19 protein-coding genes are annotated in these 22,509 nt (G+C 54.8%); 8 read left to right on the top strand and 11 right to left on the bottom strand.

The features are described 5' to 3' along the window. Positions 1-20 precede the first annotated feature (20 nt). Positions 21-1,748 carry an ABC transporter ATP-binding protein gene (locus FRY98_RS18505; protein WP_148454751.1) on the bottom strand — a complete coding sequence of 576 codons (1,728 nt, stop codon included), beginning with the start codon at positions 1,746-1,748 and terminating at the stop codon, positions 21-23. 276 nt (positions 1,749-2,024) lie between these two features. Next, positions 2,025-2,258, bottom strand: coding sequence for a preprotein translocase subunit SecG (gene secG / locus FRY98_RS18500; RefSeq protein WP_148454749.1), 234 nt, complete (start codon positions 2,256-2,258; stop codon positions 2,025-2,027). 250 nt (positions 2,259-2,508) lie between these two features. On the opposite strand from secG, the gene FRY98_RS18495 reads away from it, so the two are divergent. Continuing rightward, positions 2,509-4,536 carry a methyl-accepting chemotaxis protein gene (locus FRY98_RS18495; RefSeq protein WP_148454747.1) on the top strand — a complete coding sequence of 676 codons (2,028 nt, stop codon included), beginning with the start codon at positions 2,509-2,511 and terminating at the stop codon, positions 4,534-4,536. Between the two features lie 57 nt (positions 4,537-4,593). Here FRY98_RS18495 and FRY98_RS18490 read toward each other — a convergent pair whose 3' ends face one another. Together FRY98_RS18490 and FRY98_RS29320 are read right to left on the bottom strand one after the other, a co-directional pair. Continuing rightward, complete coding sequence (locus tag FRY98_RS18490) at positions 4,594-6,258, bottom strand: glycoside hydrolase family 13 protein (RefSeq protein WP_148454745.1); 1,665 nt, start codon at positions 6,256-6,258, stop codon at positions 4,594-4,596. A 1,007-nt stretch (positions 6,259-7,265) separates the two neighbouring features. Next, positions 7,266-7,910 carry an ASCH domain-containing protein gene (locus FRY98_RS29320; RefSeq protein WP_338114606.1) on the bottom strand — a complete coding sequence of 215 codons (645 nt, stop codon included), beginning with the start codon at positions 7,908-7,910 and terminating at the stop codon, positions 7,266-7,268. 249 nt (positions 7,911-8,159) lie between these two features. Here FRY98_RS29320 and FRY98_RS18475 point away from each other — a divergent pair, with 249 nt between their 5' ends. Beyond that, complete coding sequence (locus FRY98_RS18475) at positions 8,160-9,200, top strand: hypothetical protein (RefSeq protein ID WP_148454743.1); 1,041 nt, start codon at positions 8,160-8,162, stop codon at positions 9,198-9,200. A gap of 56 nt (positions 9,201-9,256) precedes the next feature. Here the strand turns inward: FRY98_RS18475 and FRY98_RS18470 are convergent, their stop codons facing one another. The 5 genes from FRY98_RS18470 to FRY98_RS18450 are packed head-to-tail and all read right to left on the bottom strand — an operon-like array spanning position 9,257 to position 14,371. Further along, the gene (locus tag FRY98_RS18470; protein WP_148454741.1) at positions 9,257-10,318 is read right to left on the bottom strand and encodes a BtaManbiosPhlase; all 1,062 of its coding nucleotides are present in this window, start codon (positions 10,316-10,318) and stop codon (positions 9,257-9,259) included. Between the two features lie 2 nt (positions 10,319-10,320). After that, a complete protein-coding gene (locus FRY98_RS18465; RefSeq protein WP_211373329.1) occupies positions 10,321-11,298 on the bottom strand; it encodes a DUF1861 family protein in 978 nt (325 codons plus the stop codon). Between the two features lie 25 nt (positions 11,299-11,323). Next, entirely contained in the window at positions 11,324-12,163 is an 840-nt protein-coding gene (locus FRY98_RS18460) for a carbohydrate ABC transporter permease (protein WP_148454739.1), read from the bottom strand. Continuing rightward, positions 12,150-13,025, bottom strand: a complete 876-nt coding sequence (locus tag FRY98_RS18455) for a carbohydrate ABC transporter permease (protein ID WP_148454737.1) — start codon at positions 13,023-13,025, stop codon at positions 12,150-12,152. The genes FRY98_RS18460 and FRY98_RS18455 overlap by 14 nt, the downstream gene beginning before the upstream one ends. Before the next feature lie 14 nt (positions 13,026-13,039). Beyond that, a complete protein-coding gene (locus tag FRY98_RS18450) occupies positions 13,040-14,371 on the bottom strand; it encodes an ABC transporter substrate-binding protein (protein WP_148454735.1) in 1,332 nt (443 codons plus the stop codon). Positions 14,372-14,619: 248 nt separating this feature from the next. Between FRY98_RS18450 and FRY98_RS18445 the strand changes: the two genes are divergently transcribed. The 6 genes from FRY98_RS18445 to FRY98_RS18420 all read left to right on the top strand — a co-directional run bounded on the left by FRY98_RS18445 (position 14,620) and on the right by FRY98_RS18420 (position 20,219). Continuing rightward, complete coding sequence (locus tag FRY98_RS18445; RefSeq protein ID WP_148454733.1) at positions 14,620-15,639, top strand: LacI family DNA-binding transcriptional regulator; 1,020 nt, start codon at positions 14,620-14,622, stop codon at positions 15,637-15,639. A gap of 584 nt (positions 15,640-16,223) precedes the next feature. After that, positions 16,224-17,564, top strand: coding sequence for an ABC transporter substrate-binding protein (locus FRY98_RS18440; RefSeq protein WP_249043459.1), 1,341 nt, complete (start codon positions 16,224-16,226; stop codon positions 17,562-17,564). A gap of 92 nt (positions 17,565-17,656) precedes the next feature. Continuing rightward, positions 17,657-18,697, top strand: coding sequence for a GDSL-type esterase/lipase family protein (locus tag FRY98_RS18435; protein WP_148454731.1), 1,041 nt, complete (start codon positions 17,657-17,659; stop codon positions 18,695-18,697). A gap of 127 nt (positions 18,698-18,824) precedes the next feature. Beyond that, entirely contained in the window at positions 18,825-19,481 is a 657-nt protein-coding gene (locus tag FRY98_RS18430; protein WP_148455846.1) for a formylglycine-generating enzyme family protein, read from the top strand. 277 nt (positions 19,482-19,758) lie between these two features. Further along, positions 19,759-20,025 (top strand): sigma factor-like helix-turn-helix DNA-binding protein, encoded by a 267-nt coding sequence (locus FRY98_RS18425; RefSeq protein WP_148455844.1) that lies wholly within the window; start codon positions 19,759-19,761, stop codon positions 20,023-20,025. Beyond that, positions 19,977-20,219, top strand: a complete 243-nt coding sequence (locus tag FRY98_RS18420) for a hypothetical protein (RefSeq protein ID WP_148454729.1) — start codon at positions 19,977-19,979, stop codon at positions 20,217-20,219. The genes FRY98_RS18425 and FRY98_RS18420 overlap by 49 nt, the downstream gene beginning before the upstream one ends. 110 nt (positions 20,220-20,329) lie before the next feature. Here FRY98_RS18420 and FRY98_RS18415 read toward each other — a convergent pair whose 3' ends face one another. Both FRY98_RS18415 and FRY98_RS18410 read right to left on the bottom strand, forming a co-directional pair. Continuing rightward, positions 20,330-21,406, bottom strand: a complete 1,077-nt coding sequence (locus tag FRY98_RS18415; RefSeq protein ID WP_148454727.1) for an acyl-CoA dehydrogenase family protein — start codon at positions 21,404-21,406, stop codon at positions 20,330-20,332. Positions 21,407-21,570: 164 nt separating this feature from the next. Next, complete coding sequence (locus tag FRY98_RS18410; protein ID WP_225038638.1) at positions 21,571-22,434, bottom strand: phosphotransferase; 864 nt, start codon at positions 22,432-22,434, stop codon at positions 21,571-21,573. Between the last annotated feature and the right edge of the window lie 75 nt (positions 22,435-22,509).

Genomic DNA, 22,509 nt, shown 5'->3' with positions numbered 1-22,509 from the left:
ACTATTTTTTTGATATAAAGTTATATTATTACATTTTCTCCTCTCTCGTTTGTCGGGACGTTTGAACGGATTGCGGCGGTGTGATATCGGGTGAATTCCCAATAATCGGCGAATTCGGTGAGATGCCCGTCTTCCAGATAAAATAATCTGTCGGCGTTCTCAATTGTATACAGTCGATGGGCGATTACGATAACCACCCGATCCTCCGCAATCTCATCGAGCAGCTCCGTGATGATCCGTTCATTCTCCGGATCCAGAGCCGAAGTAGGCTCGTCAAAAATATAAAGAGACGGATTTCTGACCAAAATTCGGGCTATGGCCACCCGTTGTCTTTCTCCGCCGGACAGATTGATGCGCTCATTGATGATCGTATGGTAGCCCTGATCGAGCGAGGCGATTTTCGCATCGAGCTTTAATTTTCGGCATGCCTCCTTTATCGCTTCGTCTGCGATATCTGCATCTCCACACCGGATATTGTCCAGAATACTCACGTTATATAAATCGATTTCTTGCGATATATAGCCGATTTGCTCTCTTAGCCGGGCTACGCCGATATGTCCGATATCCCGCGAGTTAATGATGATCTCCCCGCGTTGCGGGGCGTAAAGGCCAAGGATAAGCTTGATCAGGGTGCTTTTTCCGCCGCCGGAAGGGCCTATAAAGGCAAACTTGCCCCGACCGGGCAGATGGAAACACACTCCGTTCAAAATCTTGCTGTTCCCATAGGCAAAATGTACGTCTTTGAACCGGATATCGGCGATTGGACCGACCGGCCGTCCATCTCCCCAATCCTCGGCGGGCAGCTCGTCATACTCGGCGATCCGGTCGAGGATAGGAACGATCCGCTGATATTCAATATAGCTGTTGATTAGCTCATTAACGGGGCTGATAAGCTGCTGGATATAGATGCTCAGACTGATGACGGCCCCAAGGGTCAAGTTCGTGCTCATGACCAGCCAGGTGCCATAGCCGTACGTAATCGACAGACACACGACCATCAGCAAAGAAGACAGGTTATTCACCAGAGTGATATACAGGGCGTAACGCCGGTTGTCATTCAAACTTTTGCTTAAGATGAGGTCAAAACGGGAGAGAAAGTAACTTTCGGAGAGAAACGTCTTGATCGTGGCAATGGAAGCGACCGTTTGCGATACGGCCACACACATGGCGTCGTTATTTTGCTGAATATCCAGGGAGATTTTTCTGAATTTGTGCTTGACAGTGAACTTCAGGGCAAAAAACAGCGCATAGACCCCGAGAATCAGCAGGCTGATCCGGGCAGACATCATAAACATGCCGGCCAAAATCATAACAATCATGAATACATCCTTTATCAAAGAAATGAAAATGCTGCCGATAAACTTGCTGACCCCTATGCCATCATTGACGATACGGGAGACCACTTCCCCACCTTTCGCCGTATCGAAAAAGGTCATCGGAGCCCGCAGTACACTGCCGTACAATTTGGTCCGCAAATCATAGGTAATTTTCTCGGTGATGGTTCGAAACAGGTAATCCTTCGCGAAGCCCAATGTCGGCTGACAAGCCATCACCGCTACAAATATGCCGATGCCCGCGAGCAGTCCTTCCCGGGAGCGGTTGGGCAGCACATCGTCGATCAGATACCGGGAAGCCAGGGGAGTGGCAAAAACACACAGCGTGTAGAGGACGGTCAACAGCAGACCGAGCAGTTCGAGGCCCAGATATGGCTTAATCAGGATAAAGATTTTTCTCGAAATCTTATTCATCACAACAACCCCGCTATCTGTTTGAATTTGGAGAGGTTAAATGAATTCCCTGTATTTTCCTTCTTCCTTAGATTAATGCAGTTGTTATAACAAGAACAAGTATTTTAACAAAATTGCCTTTTTTATCCTCACAGGATACATCAGGCATGCGTCACATCACGGCAGGGACGCCTTTCCGATGATCCCCATTGACCGTTCCGAGCCTTCGCCTTTTACCACGCACAAAAAAGCCCCGCTTCCTGACGGAAACGAGGCCCTGATCTCATCTTTAATTCATTAATTGGCGACAACGGCTACGACGATCGATAGTACGAAAAAGCCTACCGCCAATCCGACGGTTACCCGTTCCAATACGAGCTCCATGCCGCGTGCCTTGGTCTTGCCGAAAAGATGTTCCGCTCCTCCGGAGATGGCACCGGAAAGACCTGCGCTCTTCCCTTTTTGCAGCAGAACGACCGCAATCAGACCGATGGAGAAAATAACGAGCAGCACTTCCAAAAACATATTCATCCAAATCCACCTCCTAAGTGGGAATACATACTATATAAAACACAGTATTTATATTTTATCACACCCTACCATGATTAACAACTCCGCTAGACAAGTAACTAAGTTTTGAAAAATTCAATGCCTTTTGTCATTATTTGCTGGAAATTGCCGAAAATAGGACCTTTAAGTTTCTCACGATTGTACCAAATATACCCTATTTTTTCATGATACCATTAGTTATATAATTCACAAGACTCATGGAGGTCAGTTTATGTCCACAAGCAAAATCCCAGCTCAGGCCCGATTTGCCGTTAAGGGGAGAGGTATGCCTTTTCAAACCAAATTGCTAATCATCATTCTCGCGGTTTCCCTCCTGCCCCTACTTGCCGCCAACACGTTCCTAATCGACTATTTCGGCCGGGAAACGAAGGACAACGCCGAGAAAATGGCGCAAAAAACGTTGGAGCTCAACATCTCGAAAATTGACGAATGGATGCAGTCCAAAATTTCGGCCGTGGAGGAATTAATCAAACAAAATTCTCAATTTCAACATGTCCAGGCTGACACGATTTTTCCGATATTAAATATTTTGGAACAAAGCGATACCCAATCGGAGGGCTATAGCCTGATTGATCAAGGCGGTACACTCACGAATATGCAGAACATGACGGCGGACATGTCGAAGAGCGATTATTTTGTGAGAGCCAAACAAACCAAGGCCCCGGCTATTGCCGAGATGTCCTATCTCGAACCGTTGAACAAATACATCATCCCGGTGGTTGTGCCGATTAACGATAAAAGCGGCGAGTTCCTCGGCGGAGTCGCCTTCTCGGTCACGCCCGACATCCTCACAGAGCAGAGCAACAGCATTCACCTCGGCAAAACCGGCTTAGGCTATTTCGTTTCGGATACCGGCGTCTACTATAGTTACCCGGATGCGGAACGCTTCGGCAAGAATATGAAGGATTACGCCAAAAGCTCCGGAGAAAAGCTGGCCGCCGAGCGTATTTTGGGCCAAAACGAAGGTTCAATCACTTACAAGGACGACTCAGGCAAAGAGATGATCGCTTACTTTGGAACCGTTCCTACTACCCAATGGAAAATGGTCATTACCGTTCCGAAGAGCGAGATCATGGCTGAGGTTTATCAAGCCCGGACGCTGTCCATTGTCCTGGTCGTTGCCGTTATGGCGCTCGTGGTCATCGTATCCGTAATTTTGGCCAAGCTGGTGGTGAAGCCGCTCCTTGCCGCCTCCCACGTCGTCAAAAGAGTTGCCGAAGGGCATCTGGATGAGCGGGTCACCGTTAAATCCCGAGATGAAATCGGCCGGATGAGCGAGAATATCAATTTAATGATCGATTCGTTATCCGGTATGGTGCAGCAAATCCATCAGACCGTCGGCCGGGTCGCCACCTCCTCGGATGAACTTGCAGCCGCATCCCGCAAGTCGGCGCAAGCCGCCATGAATATCCAGACGGATATTCAACATATGGCGAACGGATCCGCGTCCCAAGTCCAAGGTGCGGAGCAGTCGGCCCGGTCCACGGAAGAAATGGCTATCGGCGTTCAGAAGATTGCCGAGGCGGCCGGTACGATATCGGAGCAAGCCGAAACGGTGTCGAGCGAAGTCGAATTCGGTTTTGTCGAAATTCAGTCCGCCATTGAGCAGATGAACATCATTCGTCAATCGGCGGACCAAACCGCGGCGGATGTCGAACAATTCGTCAATCGCTCCAAGGAAATCGAACAGATTGTCGATGTCATTTCCGACATTTCCAATCAAACCGCGCTCCTATCCTTAAATGCTTCCATTGAAGCCGCGCGTGCCGGAGAGCATGGGCGCGGATTCTCGGTCGTTGCCGGGGAGGTTAAGAAGCTGGCGGAGCAGACCAGCCAGTCTATTTCACATATCGTCGAGTTGATTCAGTTCATCCAACATTCCAGTGCTCAGGTAACGGGATCCATGAGAAACAACATCACCGATATTTATAACGGAATAGACCGAATGAAAAAGGTCGGGGACTCGTTTGACCACATCCGCCAATCGATCCGTCAAGTCTCCACGCAAATGCAGGATGTTTCGGCGACGACCGAGCAAATCTCGGCCGGCACCGAGGAGATTGCCGCCACCATGGGCGAAATGCTGACGGTGGCGCAACAATCGGCGGAGAGCGCCCTCTCGGTAGCGCAATCCTCCACGGAACAGTCGGCAATTATGGAAGGGATCGAGAGCGCGGCGCAGAACCTCAATGTGATGATGAACGACTTGAAGGAACAGATTCAGGTTTTTAAATCCTAATCCTATGTGTAAAAACAAAAGCAGCCTATCCTAGAGTGAGGATAGACTGCTTTTTGCTTAAAACAATTTGTAAACCCGTGCCTCATAAGGACGCAGAGTCAATTGGTGGAAGTCCTCTTCGGCGGACACCTCGTAGTTGCTGATCAGCACTTCCCGGGTTTCATGCGCAATACGTTCGCTTAGCGCGAACTCCGCCGGTTTTTCATAAAAGTTCAAGATAACCAGCAGGCGTTCCTTATTCAAAGTACGGACAAAAGCATATACTTGCTCATCCTCCGCATTCAGCAGCTTATAATCACCGTATACGATGATCTCGTGCTTTTTCCGCAGCTCGATTAAATTCCGGTAGTAATGCAGGACGGAGTTCGGGTCGTTCAGCGCCCGCTCCACGTTGATTTCTTTGTAGTTCGGGTTCACGGCGATCCACGGCGTACCGGTGGTGAATCCGGCTTGCTCTTCCCCGTTCCACTGCATCGGTGTCCGGGCGTTATCGCGCCCTTTGGCGTAGATCGACTTCAGAATATCTTCCGACGCGTGGCCTTTGTCGAGATACTCCCGGTACATATTGAGCGTTTCGATATCCTTGTATTCCTCGATCGTCTCAAATCGTACGTTGGTCATCCCGATTTCTTCCCCCTGGTAAATGTACGGGGTCCCTTGGAGCGTGTGCAGTAAGGTGGCCAGCATTTTGGCGGAAACGTTATGATGCTCGCCGTCGTGCCCGAATCGCGATAGCAGGCGGGGTTGATCGTGATTGTTCAGGTAAATGCTGTTCCAAGCCTTGCCATGGAGCCGGGTCTGCCAGCGGCTGACGATCTCTTTGAACTTGGTCAGCTTCCAGGGCAGAACCTCCCATTTACCGCTCGGCCCCGAATCGATGCCCATCAGTTCGAACTGGAACACCATATTCAGTTCTCCGCGGTCATCGCCCGCAAATAGAACCGCGTCCTCCGGCGAGACGTCGATCGTTTCGCCCACCGTCATGATGTCGTACTTGGACAGCACTTCCCGGTTCATCTCCTGCAAAAATTCATGAACCCGCGGCCCATTGATATAATGCTCGCCGCCCCCCGATCCGTCAGCCGTGTCCGGTAGCCCCGGCACTTTGGAGATCAGGTTGATGACATCCATCCGGAAGCCGTCGATCCCTTTGTCCAGCCACCAGGTCATCATGTCGTACACTTCGCGCCGGACCTTCGGATTCTCCCAGTTCAGATCCGGCTGCTTGGTCGAGAAAAGATGCAGATAATATTCGTCCGTCTGCGCATCGTACTGCCAGGCCGGCCCGCTGAAGAAAGAGAGCCAATCATTGGGCTCGCGGCCTTCTTTGCCCGGGCGCCAGATATAGTAGTCGCGATACGCGTTGTCCTTGGACTTGCGCGACTCCACGAACCAGGCATGCTCGTCGGAGCTGTGGTTCACGACAAGGTCCATGATGAGCTTCATCCCTCTCTCATGCAGCCCGGCAAGCAGCTCCTCCCAATCCGCCATCGTGCCGAATTCGCCCATAACGCCTTGGTAGTCGCTGATATCGTATCCGTTATCGTCGTTCGGCGATTCGTAAACCGGACACAGCCAAACCACATCGACCCCCAACAGCTTGAGGTAATCCAGCTTGGAGATAATCCCGCGCAAATCCCCGATCCCATCCCCATTGCTGTCCATAAAACTGCGGGGATAGATTTGATACACAACGCTTTCTTTCCACCATTTCTTCACCATTTCGCTTCGACTCCTCTCGCAGATGCGTTCGTTTTATCTTATTATTACCTTTTGCAGCCTTTATCCAGTTGCTGTTGCTGGTCACTTTTATGCGATCGCGATGCGGTCGCTCGATCCTGCCGTCATGCGGGCGGCAATCGTACCGTTGGCGGTCGTATCGTCATACAGGTGGTAACCGTGCCGTTGGCGGCCGTCTCGTCATACAGGTGGTAACCGTGCTGTCGCCATACTGTTGTCCTGCGGTCGCACTACCCTGCCGTCATACGGGCGGTGGCCGTGCCGTCGGCGGTCGTATCGTCATACAGGTTGTAACCGTGCCGTCGGCGGCCGTACGGACGTCCGGATCGTGCAGCATGTCGGCGGCGGTAGTGCCGTCTTATAACGTGGAGCCCGCCATTTGCCAACATCCAGTTAACGTAAACGTTTACGTTAAGTTCATGAGTTGTGCCCGACCCAGCATCGCCGCGAATTCGCGGCCGACCCTGATGTTCCCCGCCAATCCGGCTTCAGCCTCTAACCATCGAGCGTACTCTTACGTTTATGGGGTTATTTGAGATTTCCCAAGGCCGCTGTCTAGCTAACCGAGTTGAGCAATACCAACAAAGCGTCCCTTTTAGCCTCCTATCCCTCCAATGGATATAAAGGATGCGTGGGATGCGAAATATTGTGGCGTAAACGTTTACCTAAACTATAAAACACCCTTCCCCCGTTGTCAATGTGACTTGAGAGGATAGGGCTCACTTTCTAACGGAAATAATAGCCGCTATTTTACGAAAAATAGCTCTTCCCGAATTCTAACGGACGCCATAGCGCCTATTTCCCACTTTTAGCACTAAAATTGCTGATTATTACTATAATAGCTGCTATTATTTCCGTTAAAATCTGAAATCGACCCGTTTGGCAGAAATAGCGGCTACTATTTCCGTTAGAATTTTTGAAGTTCCGTTACAGCTGTTCAAGTTCCGTTAGAACTGATTGGCTACAGCGGAACGACAGCGGAAATCAACCTACCACCGGGCCTCCCAGTTCCACAATCCCTGCTTCCCCGCAGCGGGGACCGGCTCCGGCAGCTTTCGCACTTCGACCAGCTCCCAGCCGTATCGCCCCAGCGCAAAGTCACCGAACCGATACTCTTGCCCGGTTACAACTAAAGCGCGGTTCTCGCGGTCTTCGCGGTCTTCGCGGTCTCTACAATCTCTGCCATCCTCACTATCCCCGCCATCCCCACCATTTCCACTATCCCCGCCATCCCCACTCCCCACGCCATTTCTGCCACTCCCACCATTTCTGCCATCTCCGCCATCTCCGCCTCGGCCAGCTTTGCCGCGTTCGCCAACTTCCCCGCGTCCGCCACTTCCGCCCTCCCGGACGTTCAACACGGCCGTCTCCCCGTCGTTGGCCACCACCGGGTGGCAGCCGGCCAACCGGGCGATCGCCACCACCGCGCCGGTCGGCAGGTTGGCCGCGGTGTAACCGGACGCCGCCAGAAGCGAACGCACCGGCTCCGCCAGGCAGGCCGCCAGATCTACCCGCTTTCCGGCATGAATCGCCAACTCTCCGCGGTAGTTCGTTTTCCAGCCCCGCGTTTCCAGGCGCTTTTCGCCAATGGCGATAAGCGTCGCCCACGGCTGGCGTATCGTGATACAGCGCATGTGCACCCCTCCCGTCACCTTCCCGACCTTCTCGTTCTTCCTACTCTACTAAATGTATACCGGGAGGCCGAAAATAACAAAAATCCTTCGCCGCTGAATGTCGTATGTCTTTTTCCCTGCTCCCCCCGAAAACATAGTCCAAAAGTTCCGTAGACATCATGGACTATTGGAACCTGCCGCGCATTTGGATAAAATACCCTTAATTCGTATATTACATAAATCACATCATATGGAGGGTAACAACAATCTATGGGAAGAAATGATCAACGTAAAGGATTCATAAGAAAAGGCTTAATGCTGGCTTTAAGCTTTCTGCTGGTGATGGTCGCTTTCCTCCCGGCGGGTTCCGCCCAAGCCGCCGACAGCAAGTGGATCAATGCGGTATGGACCAAGTACAAAAACTACAACTCGACCGTAAATGCTTCCTACAACACCTATATGACGAAGCTGATCAAGGACTACAATACATATTACAAGAGCCAAAACGACCGGCTTGCGGAGCTGGAGCGGATCGTTTTGGAAGACCAGAAGAAATGGAACGAGAAGCTTGCAGCCGATTTGGCGGAGCTTAAGCCGCAGTACGAGAACAACGATGACCTAAGGTTCGAATTGCGGCAGTATGAACGCGAGATCAACCCGAATTCGCTAAGCAGCCAAATGGGAGTCTATGTCCGGGCGGCCAACCGCCATTCGCTCAGCAGCACGATGGGGCTTTTCGCCCGCGAGCTCAACGAAAACTCGCTAAGCAGTTATATGTACGAGTACAAAAAGGCGACCAACATCAATTCTTTATCCAGCCCGGCTTACGGCCTGCATAAAACGGTGACGGACACCTACTTGTCCAGCCCGATGTACGCGTTGATGAAGAGTTCCAGCACCAGCTACATTTCCAGCCCGATCTATGCCTATTCGCGCGGGAGAATCAGCAAGGCCAACGCCCAGAAGCAATACGCCAAGCTGTTTGCCCAATACACGGCACAAATTTCTCAGGATTCGGCCACGTATAAACAACAAATCGCTTCGACTTCCCAATCCGTGCAGCAGAAGGTTGAAGCGCTCTACCAGGATACGATCAGACAATTGGAAAACCAGCGGAACAACACCCTGCAAGCCATCTCGGACCAGCGCAAAAAACTGACCGGCGAAGGCCTCACCTGGGAACCGCTGCTGCTGGCCCCGGTAGAGGGATCAACGGGAACTTCGGCGGGATCTCAGGCGGGCAACTCGACGAACCCTTCCGCGGAAAAAGCGCCAGCTGCCAGCCAGGGAACGACCGCGCAGCAGCCCTAATATTCGATAAAAAGGAGGAACGGCACCTCAAGCGCGCCATTCCTCCTTTTTTTGTCTCACACGTATTCCAAGCTGTCCAACACTTCCCGCAGGCTAAGCTCCGCGCAGGCCATGGAGGTGTCGGCCACACCGTAGTACATCTTGATGGTGTCCCCCTCCACTAGCGCACCGCAGGAGAATACGACGTCGCCGAAAAAGCCGTTTTGCTCGTAAGGCGCTTCCGGCTCCATGATCGGATGGCCGGATCGGGCGATGACTTTCGACGGGTCATTCAGGTCGAGCAGCACCGCTCCCATGCAGTAACGGTGATCGGGCGTCGCGCCGTGATACAGCTCGAGCCAGCCTTTTTCCGTACGGATCGGAACCGCGCCTCCGCCGATGCGGCCGCTATCCCACCTGCCGGGACGAAGGCCGAGCAAATGCTTGTGATTGCCCCAGTATACCAGGTTATCCGACTCGGCGATCCAGATCTCCGGATTTCCCGTGCTTTTCGTGGTCGGACGGTGCAGGGCATAGTATTTGCCGCCGATTTTCTCCGGAAAAATCAGCACGTCCTTGTTGTCCGGCCCGAAAATCATGCCGTGATGCCGGGTCGTGACGAAATCCGTCGTCGATACCAGCGCTTCGCCGATGCCGACGGGGGACACCGCCGAGAAGTAGATGTAGTACGTGTCGCCGATTTGCGTCACCCGCGGGTCCTCGATCCCGAACGTCTCCAGCGGGCCCGACGGATAGATGAACGGCGCGTCATCGATCGTAAAACGCCGGCCGTCCCGGCTGCGGGCAATCCGGATGTAGGACAGCGAAGTCAGATATTCGAAGCTTCCGCTCTGCGCCTTGTTTCGAATCACCCGGGGGTCGGAGAAATCATAGCGTTCATCGTCGGTGTTAAACTCGATCAGGTCCAACTTGCCGGTTTCCGGAAGGTATACCGGGGCCTTAACGACCCGGGGATCTTCGCTGACCGGCCGTTCGGCGACCCTTAAGAGCATCAGGATTTCCTCTCCGTATTTGGCGATTCCCGCATTGAAGGCGCCGATGACCTCAAAGCCTTCATGATAGGCCGGAACCTGTGCGGGAACGATCAAAGGATTTTCCTCGTACCGGTAAATCTTCATGGCTACTCCACCTTCCTTGCAGGCAAAAATTCAAAGCGGGCGAACGGGTCGTTGATCTGTACGCTCTGGGCTTCCGCATCGCCGATACCCGCGTACAAAACCGCCCTCCCGTCCTGCAGGCGCACCAGTCCGCCGCTGAACACGACATCCCGCAGGTCGGCCCGTTTGGCCGGACCGGGAAGGAACTGCTCGCGGATGGCGATCAGCTCGATGTCCGAAGCGGTTCCGCTATGCGGATCGAACGCGAAGGCCATCGGGTAGTAATGGCGGTCGCCGCGCTCGTCATAGCAGGCGATATGGCCCAGCACGCCGAGAAGCCCGCCGGAGAGCCGGTGGATTTCATTCGCGCCGCCCCACTCTTCGTCGGTGAATTGGCCGGGCAGCAAGGGCGCCGCTTCCACGCTCTCCACCGTCAGTTCGTCCAGGGAGCTCAACCGGAAGAAGCCGATTTTGCCTCTCCCCCCTTTAGCTCCCTGCGGGCGGGTAAATACACCGATCGAGCCGTCGGCAAGCTCCACCAGGCGGAGATCCTTCATGCCGTCCGGCCCGTGGAATAGCGGCTGCAGCTCCTCCAGCCGCGGGCCTTTGTAGATGACGGTCCGCCAGCCCAGCTTCTCCGCATCCTCGGGGTGCGGAAACACCTCCACGCCCCCGATGACGAGCTCGCCGCCGATCCGGGTATGGAACGGATCCTGCAACCTCAGGACCGGAGCTCCCTCCAGCGGCGTGTAGCGTCCCTCCCGCTCCACAAAAAACATCAACTCCGACTGCTCGCTGTCCCGGGATTCCACCCGGCCGGCGATGACGGTTACGCCCCCCGCCTCAAACGGCGCGGTAATGTTGTAAACGTCCCTGCCGCCAACGCCGGCAAACTCCAGCTTTTTCGGGTCCCGGATGCGGGCATCCCGGCTTTTGAACTGCTCCAGCAGCACCTGGCAGGTTTTGACGCCGGTATTCTCCAAGTAGGTCAATATCTCCATTCTCCTTCCTAAGCGGACAAATTCTCTATTTTAAAGTAAACTGCATGCCTTCCTGGAACTTCTTGCCGAAAAGAATAAACAAGATAATGATCGGCAAGGAGAGCAGAACGGATCCCGCGTAAAGCGGCCCCGGATAAGTTCCGTAAGGACCGAACATTTGGGAGAGCAGCACGTTCAAGGTCAACATATGGTCGCTCCGCACCATGATCATGTCCCACAGCAATTCGGTCCAGCGTTCCATCAGAAGGAACAGGAAGATCACGCTGGTGATCGATTTGGACATCGGAAGCATAATTTTGTACAGGATTTGAAAGTCCCGGGCCCCGTCCAGCTTGGCCGCCTCGATAAACGCGTCGGGCACGGCCTTGAAGAAGTTCGTGTACATAAAGACCGCCCACAGGCTGACGCCTTTCGGGATGATGAGCGCCCAGTACGTGTCGTACCAGCCCAGCTTCTGCACGATGAGAAAGCTCGGAATGAGCAGGATGATCGCCGGAAAAAACATATGGAACAATATGAAATTGTTCACCGTGTCGCGGCCGCGGAATCTCAGCTTGGAGAGCGCGTAGGCGACCATGACGCCAAAGGCCATCATCAGCGCGGTCGACAACAGCGACACGACGATACTGTTGAGGAACGAGCCGATCCAGGGCCGGGTCACCCCGGTCTCCCCGCCGAGAAACAGCCATTGGTACGATTTGAGCGTAAACGCGTCCGGGATCAGCTTGCGGTCGACCTGACTCCAGTCGGCCAGGGAGTTCAACACCATGTAAAGGTACGGATACACCATCACCAGCAGAAGCACGACCGCTATGGCGTAGCGGACCGACAATCGGATTTTTCTGTTGCGATTAGACCCAACCATTGCGTTTCCCCCAAACTTCCAGCAGCTTTCGGATGATAAATATCGAAATAAACGTGGCGAGCGAAGCCAACAAAGCAATCGCGGACGCATATCCGGCCTGCAGGTTTTTGAACGCCTGACTGAAAATTTCCATCTGCCAGGTGTTGGTCGCGTAATTCGGACCGCCGCCCGTCAACTGGTACACCTCGGTGAAAATCCCGAACGTGACACCAAACGCCAAAATCAGCGTCGTGTAAATGGCGGGGTACATCAGCGGCAGGGTGATTTTCCAAAAACGCTGCCGGTTCGACACGCCGTCGATGGCTGCGGCTTCATAGACTTCCTTGTCGATGCCGGCCAGCCCGGAAGTAAGAATCAAAGCGTAATACCCGGTGAATTTCCAAGCCATGATCGCGCCAACAACGAGCAGGGCGGCCCAGGGGCTTCCCAGCCAGTTGATGTCGACGCCCAGGCGCCGCAGCGTTTCGTTCAGCGGGCTGTTGTAAGAGAGGAACCCCTTGACGATCAGCGAGGATACAACGCCGGATGACAGATACGGCAGGAAGAATCCGATCAGAAAGACGCTGCGGAACTTCGGCAGCCCGTGCACAAGCACCGCCACCGCCATGGACATGACAATGACCAGCGGCACGAAGACGATCATAAATTTGTAGGTGACCCAGAAGGCCGACTGTACGCCGGGGGATTTCAGCGCCTTCAGAAAGTTGTCGAACCCGACGAACTCATAAGTCGGCGCGATCAGGTCCCAATTGGTAAAGGCCAAATAGAAAGACCAGATTAACGGTCCCAGGAAAAAGACCAGGGAATAAATCAGGTAGGGGCTGGTGAAAAGCCAGCCCAACCGTGGGTTGTTTTGATTCATGTTGGAAGACCCCTTTATTGAAGTTCTCCTTCAATCGCTTTCTTCAGATTGCTCCATCCGGTTTGAGGGTCGATTTCCCCGCGGACCACTTTGTTCAGGGCTTCCTGCCCGATGAACGTCTGCAATTCGTTAAATTTCGGATTGTCCATCGGCGGGACGGCGTTCGGCACGTTCTCCGCATACGGCTTCAATTCGGGGCTTGCGTCCAAAATCGCCTTGAACGATTCGTTCGTGGACAAGTCGTCCCGGGCCGGCGGCAGCTTCGTCTGTTCAAACCATTTGGCGTCGTTCTCCGGACTGGAATACACCCATTTGATGAAATTCATGGCCGCTTCCTGCTGTTCTTTGGAGGCGGACGCGTAAATCACAAGCCCTTTCGTGTCGGCGAACGTTTTGGAAGCTCCCGGGTCCAGACCGTCCGGCACCGGCGGCATCGACAGCGTGAAGTTCTCCCCGTATTTCATCTCCGGGAATTTTTCGGCCCAGTTGGTGAAGGTCCACGGACCCAGATCGGTAAACACGCTCACGCCGGTTTCAAACGGATCGGTGACGTTTTGGGCCAGCAGGCCTTTCGCTTGGCGCAGGTCGTCCAAAAATTGCAGCGTGGCGACCCCGGCCTTCTCATCGCCGATAAAGCTCGAGCCTTCCACAAATTTGTTGCCCCCCGACGCCGCGTTGTATAGCATGAAGAAGTCGAACCATCTCTTCCAAGCCGTCGGATCGGCGAGATCCGCTTTCGCCCACAAATATTTGTCCGGGTATTTGGCTTTGAGCTTGCCCGTCAGTTCCAACACTTCGCTGTAGGTTTTCGGCGGTTCGGCGTACCCGAGTTCCTGCAAAATATCGCTGCGCCAGCCGAACAGCATCGCATTGGAGTAAATCGGCAGCACATATTGATGACCGTCCGCGAACTTCCACGGCTCGATCGTATCCTTCATATGGCGGGACGAAAGGACCTCGTCATAGCCGGGCAGCGTCTCCAGCGGAACGAGCGCCTTGCTGTTTGCCAATTGGGCGGCGAAGCCGCGGTTGATATTTTCGGAGATCGTCGGGGCGCTGCCGCCGGCAATCGCCGCCTGAATGCTCGCCTCGGAACTCGGCGATTCCTTGATGGCGCTGACGTTGATTTTTACGTTTCCGTTCTCCGCTTCGTAAGCTTTGGCCATCTCCTGCCAGAACGCTTGCTGCGTCGGGTTCGGGGCGGCCCAAAATTCGATCGTCACTTTACCGCTTGCGCCCTTTCCGTCATCTCCGGCCGCAGATTTTGCGCCTTGTCCGGTAGAACAGGCGGAAAGCAGAGTGATCGCCAAGGAGAGGGCGAGCAGAACTGGATATCTCTTTTTCATCCGATAGACCTCCTAAGTTTTGAGTTTCGTAAGGTTACAGATTAAAAAGTAATGTTAAATGTAAGCGTTTATATCACTGATTATTAACCTAATTCCCCAACCTGTCAAGTGACTTCGCAATGAAATGTATAAATTTTTATCGATAATTCAGCTTTACTTATTTAATTTGTAACGTTACAATTTAAGCAGGAATTAGCTGGGTGTTGTTTGTCGCGCCGCTTATTGTCAAGAAAGAAAGGAATGTTGATATGAAGTCGAAAGTCACGATGCAGGATATCGCGGATCGTCTGAACCTCTCGAAAAACTCGGTGTCTCAGGCCCTGTCCGGAAAGGATGGCGTGAGTGAGGAAACCCGCAGAAAAATTATGCGGGCTGCAGATGAGATGGGATACGTATATACCTTGGGCAAAAAGAAGAAGGCGGTCACGGACAGCAAAGGCGCGATTGCCCTGATCGCCTCCGAATTCGCGTTTTCCCAGAAAAACTTTTTCGGTGAAATTTACCTGACGATCGAACAGGAAGCCGCGAAATACGGAAAGCGTCTGCTGATCCAGTCGGTCACCCGGGAAGCGGCGGATTCGCTGGCGCTCCCTTCTTTTTTAATGGAGGATGACGTGGACGGCGTGATGGTCCTTTCCCACATTACAACGGATTACATCAACAAGGTCATTGACACCAAAATTCCCACCGTGCTGATCGACCACCACCACCCGCGCATTCAAGCGGACTGCATCCTGACGAATAACCGTTTCAGCGCATACGAGGCGATTCGGCACCTGGTGGAGCTTGGCCACACCCGCATCGGCTTTCTCGGCGATATTTCCATCTCGCCCAGTTATTACGAGCGCCTGGAAGGCTTCAATTTAGCCATGCGGGATTTCGGCATTACAACGCGGGACAGCTGGCTCTGCACCGATACGGCCGAGGACGCCGGCAGCGTCATGAGCCGGGTTCAATCCCTGGACGAGCAGCCGACGGCCTGGTTCTGCGTCAACGACGGCCTCGGTTTCTTCCTGAACGCCGCGCTCCAGCAGCTCGGCTACCAGATTCCCGCCGATGTGTCGATCGTCAGCTTTGACAACGGCTACCTCTCCCGTCTGTCGACGCCGCCGACCACGACGCTGGACGTCGATCTGAAGCTGTTCGGCGTCAAAGCCGTCGAACAGCTGTTCAAGCGGATCCAGGAGCCGGGCGAGCCCTACACGGAGCTCCTGCTGCCGACGAAGCTCCTGGTCCGCGAGTCCACCGCCGCCGCGCCGGAGGCTTGAGGGCGCGGGCGGTACGGCGCGCGCCGGCCGCAGGCGGGCGAACCCGGGCGGGGCTGCGGGACGCCGGCGAGCGCCGGGCTGCCACCGGGGCCCGGCACCGCGCGGGCCGCTAGCCGGGCCGCTTGGCGCGCCCGGGTCGGGGCGGGGCCGCGCGCCGGCCAGCGCCGGCCCGGACGGCCTGCCGAATTAACGGGATTTCCTCCCGTTAATTCGGCCAAACCCGCCGGCGGTCCATATTTACCGGGATTTCCTCCCGTTAATTCGGACCGCCAAGCCCTTTTCGCCCCTGTTGGCGCGGATTAGCTGGAGAAATTCCAGCTAATTGCCCCGCCAGGGGCGAAATTGGCAGCATTAACGGGCAAAATTCCCGTTAATGCCTCAAGCCCCCCTCACTTTCCCCGCCTCCCAACCTCCCCATCCGCAGCCCTACTTTTTCCCCAATAGAACGATTTATTCCACTCCCTTTCCCTTTACATAGATATGTTCCATGGACTTCGCGTTTTTGTTCCTTCTGGCGGTTTTTCCGGTCTGGTATCCTTGGTCCATCAACGAAATTATGGATTAACTCAGGGAGGTTGGCGCTTTTGAAAAAGAAAGGTTGGGTCGCGGGATGGACCGCCTTGGTTCTCATCATGGGCTTACTGGCGGGATGCTCGGGCGGAGGGGACGGCAGCGGCGGCAATACGTCCGGGAAAGCCGGGGAACAGGCCGACGGGAACGCCAAGACGGGGAACACGGTCACGTTAAAAATGTGGGGCGGCGTTCCGCCGGAAGCGGGGCCGCAGCAGGTCATCGACGCGTGGAATAAAGAGCATCCCGATATCCAGGTCGAGTACGTTCGCTTCGTCAATGACGACGACGGGAACCTCAAGCTCGATACAGCGATGATCACCGGACAGGATGTCGATTTGTTCGTCAATTACTCGATTTCCCAGGCATCCAAACGGGTGGAGTCGAACCTCGCCCTCGATTTGAGCCAGTTCAGCGACTACAATATCGACGAGAAAATGGGGGCCGACGCGGAAAGCTGGAAGATCGACGGGAAGTATTACGGGATGCCGACCACGAAGAGCCCGTTCTTCATCGCGCTGAACAAGGATGCGCTGGACGCCGCAGGCCTGCCGGTTCCCAAGGACTGGACCTGGGACGAGCTGCGCGAATACGCCAAGAAGCTGAAAGCCGGGTCGAACTACGGATTTATTCAGAACATGGAGCCGTTCGTCGACCCGATCGATTCCGTCTTGTCGCAGGAAGGGTACACCAAGCCTGACGGCACCTCCAATTTGGATCACCCGCTCGTCAAAAAGTGGCTGGAAACGCTCGATATCATGATGAAAGAAGACAAGACCACGCCGCCGCTCGGGGAACAGTTGACCTCCAAAATGCCGGTGGAGCAGGTCTTCCTCAGCGGGGAGGTGCCGATGCTCAATATCGGGGCCTGGCTGCTGCGCAGTTCGAACAACTTCACCGACTTCCCGCGCGATTTTAAAATCGCCTTCGCCCAGGTGCCGCGGCTGGCGGACAGCGCTGACAATTATGTCACGCGCGGCGGTCTCGGCGATTACATTTCGATTAACGCCAAATCCAAGCACCAGGCGGAGGCGTGGGAATTCCTGAAATGGTATGCCGACGGCGGCATGGCGCCGATGGCGGCGGGCGGACGGCTGCCGGCCTCCAAGGACGCCAACCAGGAGGATGCGCTGACCAGCCTGCTCGGCGACAAAAAGGACACCTATGACCTCGAATCGCTCATGTACGTTATGTTCGAGGACAAAACGCCGACTTATGTGCGAAGCTTGCCGCAGGAGGTCATGGATATGCGGGCCCAGGAATACGAAAAGTTCTTCCTCGGCGCCCAGTCCCTGGACCAGACGATTCAGGCCATGGTGACGCGGCATAACGACTTTTTGAAGCAAAACAAATAAGTTAGAGGCTTGCAAGCTTGCTTAGGGGTCGTCGTTTCCGCGGCGGCCCCTTTTCCACGGCTGATTTCAAAACGGAAAGTGAGGGAGTAGCTATGATCCATGAACAAGTGGAACTGCACAATGTAGAGGAACTGGTTCGTGTGGAAGGGCGACCCGGGCTGCTGATGCAGCGCGTACCGGAGTCCGTCAGAGCCGGATTGCTCGAAAAAGGACGCGAACAAATCCGCCGGGCCGCCCTGCTGGAGATCCGCTTCGGGCTGGAAACGGGAACCGCGGCGATTACGTTGGCCAGCTTTGGCGGCGTCAGTCAGGTTAAGGTGTTTTACGGGGATTATGAGGTGGAGAGCCGCCAAATCGGGGAAACGCCGACAACGATTGAAATCGCGGATGAGGGACCGGAGCCCGGATTTCAATTCAGGTCCCCGTGGTCCGAAGGGGTCCCTCGTCCTTCCTTCGGCCCGATCTGGCGGATCCTCGTACACGGCCACGAGGTCCACCTGCTCGGCCTTGAAGGCGAGGGACTCCGGCCCCCCGCTCCTCACGAACAGCCCGCCCTCCGCTACCTGGCCTACGGGACCTCGATCACCTTCGGGATCGCGGCTTCCTCGCCCGAGGTGACCTATGTCGCGCAAACGGCCTGGCGCCTCGGCTTGGACGCTTTAAACCTCGGCATGCCGGGCTCCGCTCATTGCGAGCAGGCGATCGCGGAGCATATTGCCGCCAGAGGCGATTGGGACATCGCGACGTTGTGCATCTCCGTCAATATGCTCAATCAAGGCATCCCGGCCGACCGGTTTGCCGACCAAGCCGCGGCGATGATCCGGACGATCGCCGCCGCGCATCCCGGCAAACCGCTAGTTTGCATCGGCTTGTTCCCGAGCTACGCCGACCTCGGCTGGACTTGGCCGGAGCGCGAGGTGCGCTCCACCAGCGGCGAGTATCGGGCGGCGCTTTGGGACGTCGTACAGCGCTGCGGGTTTCCGCAGGTCAGGTATGCGAACGGCGGCGAGCTGCTGGACGATTGGCGCGGCCTGTCCCATGACCTCCTACACCCGGCCAGCAGCGGCATGATCCAAATCGGCGAGCGCCTCGCCTCGGTGATGCGCCCTTTGCTGCCCACCCCAAAAAAATAGGCGCTTATGGATTGCATATTTTTGGATTGCCCAAAGGGAGGAGGCGAGGTAGAATTGGTAAAATCAGGACGAAAAATTAGGAGGAGAATTATTGTCATCATTTGAATTTAAATCGGAGGATATCCCTATGGCGCTTATTCCCAAGGGTGAAGTCCAACTCCGGGACGACCGGATTCAGCGGCGCTGGAACGTAGAAGTTGAGTCTTTTCTTCTGGCCAGCTACCCAGTGACCCAGGCATTGTACCGAGCTGTTGTCGGCGGTCCGCCCGTTGATGCGGCTAGCAGCCAAAAGCCGATGGTCAACATCTCCTGGCATGAGGCGGTATCTTTTTGCAATATGATGTCCCGGGCGGCTGGGTTGAGCGAGTGCTATTCCTTCGGCGAGGATGGAGAAACCGTCGATTGCGATTGGACGGCCGAGGGCTATCGGCTTCCTACCGAAGCTGAGTGGCAGTATGCATGCAAAGCGGGGACCACGGGATATCAATACGACGAGTTGGACCGGATTGCCTGGTATAGCGAAAACTCACAGGGGGCGCCCCATGAAGTCGGGCAAAAAGATCCCAACCCTTGGGGACTATATGATATGCTGGGTAATGTCTGGGAGTGGTGCTGGGATATTTATGATAAAGAGGTGTACGGCACGTACCGGATTTTTCGCGGGGGCAGTTGGGCGGAGGAAGCCCGGGGTTGCGGAGCAACCTGCCGTCGCCGCAGCCATCCGACTTTTAAAATCGACGACCTAGGGTTCCGTTTGGCCCGGCCGGCAGTTAAGCGGTGCTAAACCGGCGCTTCTATACGACGGGATTTTCTAATTGTGAGAGGAGTATTCGTACTCTTCTTTTTTTGTATCCCTCTGTATTAAAACGAAAAATATTGGTATAATAAGAACATACGTTCCTGTTTTTTCGTCCTTCGGTTGTAAAATAGCCTAATTATTACCCAATATATAAATAAATAACTTTCGCAGAGGAGGGGTTACTTTGGAAAAGCAGTATAGTACCGTTTACGAGCAATACAGAAGCGAGATTTATCGCATCGGCTGGCGAATACAGTACCGTATGAAAAAAATTAGATATAGAGAACGCCCTCTCTATGAGAATAGCCAATATCCTTCTCCTTACTATACTCGCTCATCCGAAGAGAAAATTCTGGTTAGAGATCTCGTCGATAAATTACCTCCCAGAGGGAAATTTGTTATAGAGAAACTGTACTTTCAGCATCTAACCGAAGAAGAAGTCGCACAGCATCTGAATATTAGTCAACAGGCGGTGAGTAAATGCAAGAAAAAAATGATCCAACTTTTATCTCGGACCGCGAATTACTAAAGCTGCTTCAATCCGCCAAACAGCGGGATACGGAAGCCATGTTGAAACTCGTAGAAGTATTCAAGACAGATATTTTGCGTATCAGTAAATTTATTTATTTACCCGAGGAGGATGCCGTATCGGAGATAACGCTGGAGTTCCTCGAGTATGTTCTGAATGCCGAGGTTTCCGAATTCAATGAAGGGGAATTCTAAACTCTCCCTATCTTCCGTTTGCGGTTCTTGAAAATGTAGAAAAAGTCGGCTTCCGCCGACTTCCCCTATGTCCCTGGCCCCGTTCACTTTATCCAACGCGTTTACTAATGTTACCCTTTCTCCTCCTCAAAAGAAACCAGCAACACATGATGCGCAACGGTGTGCAGATCCCGCCAGATCCGGTTGATGGTCGTGTCCTCCATCACGGCGTGCATCCCCAGGTACGGGAATAGTTCCCCGGCGCAGCCGACGGCCGTGCGGGCGGCTTGCTTGCTGATTTGTCCGACCAGCCGCTGGGCTTCTTCCGTCAGCGTACCGCCGTGCTCCACCTGGTCCCAGGACTCGCGGACCGCACGGTAGAACGTATCGCGGGCCTGGGCCCATTCCGTCTCCATCCGGTCGGTCCGCTGGCGGACGAACGGATAGCGATGCGCTTGGGCAGCCTCCCATCCCGCCTTGTTCGCTTCCGCCAGGCCGGACGCCTCGTCCAGGAAATGACGCGCCAGACCCAAAGCCATCGCCGCAAACGACGTCTCCGCAAACGGAAGAAACGGGTAGCGGTAGATGGCGTAATCCCGGAAACCCTTTTGCTCCCCAAGATCAAAAGTCCGCTCTTCCGGCACGAAAATCCGGTCCACCCTCATCGTATGGGATTCCGTCGCCCTCAGGCCAAAGGCGTTCCAATCCGGAACGATCTCCACCTGCTCCGGCAAAAACACAAACGAACGGATCGGAGCTTCCTCGTCCGCCTCGGCCTCTCCATAGGCGATACGGCAGTTTGCCGTAAACAGCGTCGCATAGGAAGACCCGCTGCAGTATTTCCAGGAGCCGGTCACGGTATAGCCGCCTTCGATCTTGCGGGCCACGCCCGAGGGGGCTCCGCTGCCGGCGACCACGGCCGCCCGGGGAGAGAACAACTCCCGCGCCACCTCCGGCTCCATATAGGCCGCAAACATACCGCCGCCCGATCCGATCGTCACCAGCCAACCCAAATTCCCGTCCAGCCGGGCGGCTTCCTCAAACACCTCCAGCGCTTCCGGCAGAGCCAGCATCCTTCCGCCCAGCTCCTCCGGCACAAACAGTTTGAACCAACCCAGCTCATGAACCGCCTCCAGCAGACCGGGGTCCAGCCTTCTCGTCCGCTCCATCTCCGCCGAACAGGCGCGTGCCATTTCCTCCGTGATCATCCCTAGTTCCTCCTCCGTATATAATCGCGAGTCCATTACAAACCTTCAAGCATCGCCGGCAGATCCGTTACATGGTGAGCCAACCACTCCATTTCCTTGGCAAACCGGACGGTCGTGTCTCTCTCCCTGTCCATCTCCGCATGTATCCACCGCACGCCTTCCATCTACCACAACAGCTGCAAAGCCTGGGTCAGGAACCCTGAGGCCGCATGCCGTTCTTCCGTATACCCTGCCATGAAAGCCCGTGCGAGAAAAGCATCCAACCGCCCCTGATCGTCCAGAGCGCAGGAGATCACCGCCCGGGCCGCATCAAGCGCCGGGTAATCGTAATTCAACCTGTCGAAATCAAGCACAGCCGCCACCCGGTCCTCAAAAAACAACAGGTTGTCCACCCACAAGTCCCGGTGCGCCCATCCCATAGCCGCGCCCGCAAACCGATCGATGTCCGCCACCTCCGTCGCCCGGAGTTGGGTCTCGACCTCCCCCACAAGCCGATCATCCCCCGCCGCCGCTGCCGTCTGCCTTAGGGACCGCCAATGGCCCATTCGCTCCTCACAGCTCGGCGGAACGAACTGCGGGCTTGCCTTCGCACCCAGCGTCCCGTCGTTCAGCAAGTGATGCATCCGGGCCGTGACGAGGCCCAAATCATGAATCTGCCGCTCACCGACTCGGCCGGGCAGAACCAAACTTCCCTCGCAAAACTCCATCACCAGAAAGCGTTCGCCGTCCTCGCTGGTCACAAATACCTCCCCGCGGTCCGACAGCAACCGGGGGCATGGCAGCCCGCTCTCCCTTAGCCTGATCTGCTGCGAGAAAGCCCGGAGCAATTCCTCCGACTTATAAAGTTTAAACCGCTCCCTGTTGTACTGTTTGATCAGAAGCTGTCCCGCATCCGTACTCACTTTCCATTTTAGATTTAACCATCCCCGCCGGATCGGCGTGCGCTCGAACACCTCGATTCCGAAACGGCGGCGAAGACTATTCTCAATGTCTTCCCAAATCTGTTCTTCCGATCCCGTTGAATCCACCCGATTCACCTCACGCAGTGGTGCAATGTACTAATTTCCATCTTAGGCGACACCCCGCCTTTTGTAAATCACTCC

Source organism: Paenibacillus faecis (genome assembly GCF_008084145.1).
Classification (GTDB): domain Bacteria; phylum Bacillota; class Bacilli; order Paenibacillales; family Paenibacillaceae; genus Fontibacillus; species Fontibacillus faecis.
The sequence above is the reverse complement of the archived record's forward strand: the minus strand, read 5'-3'. Positions and strand labels throughout refer to the sequence as shown.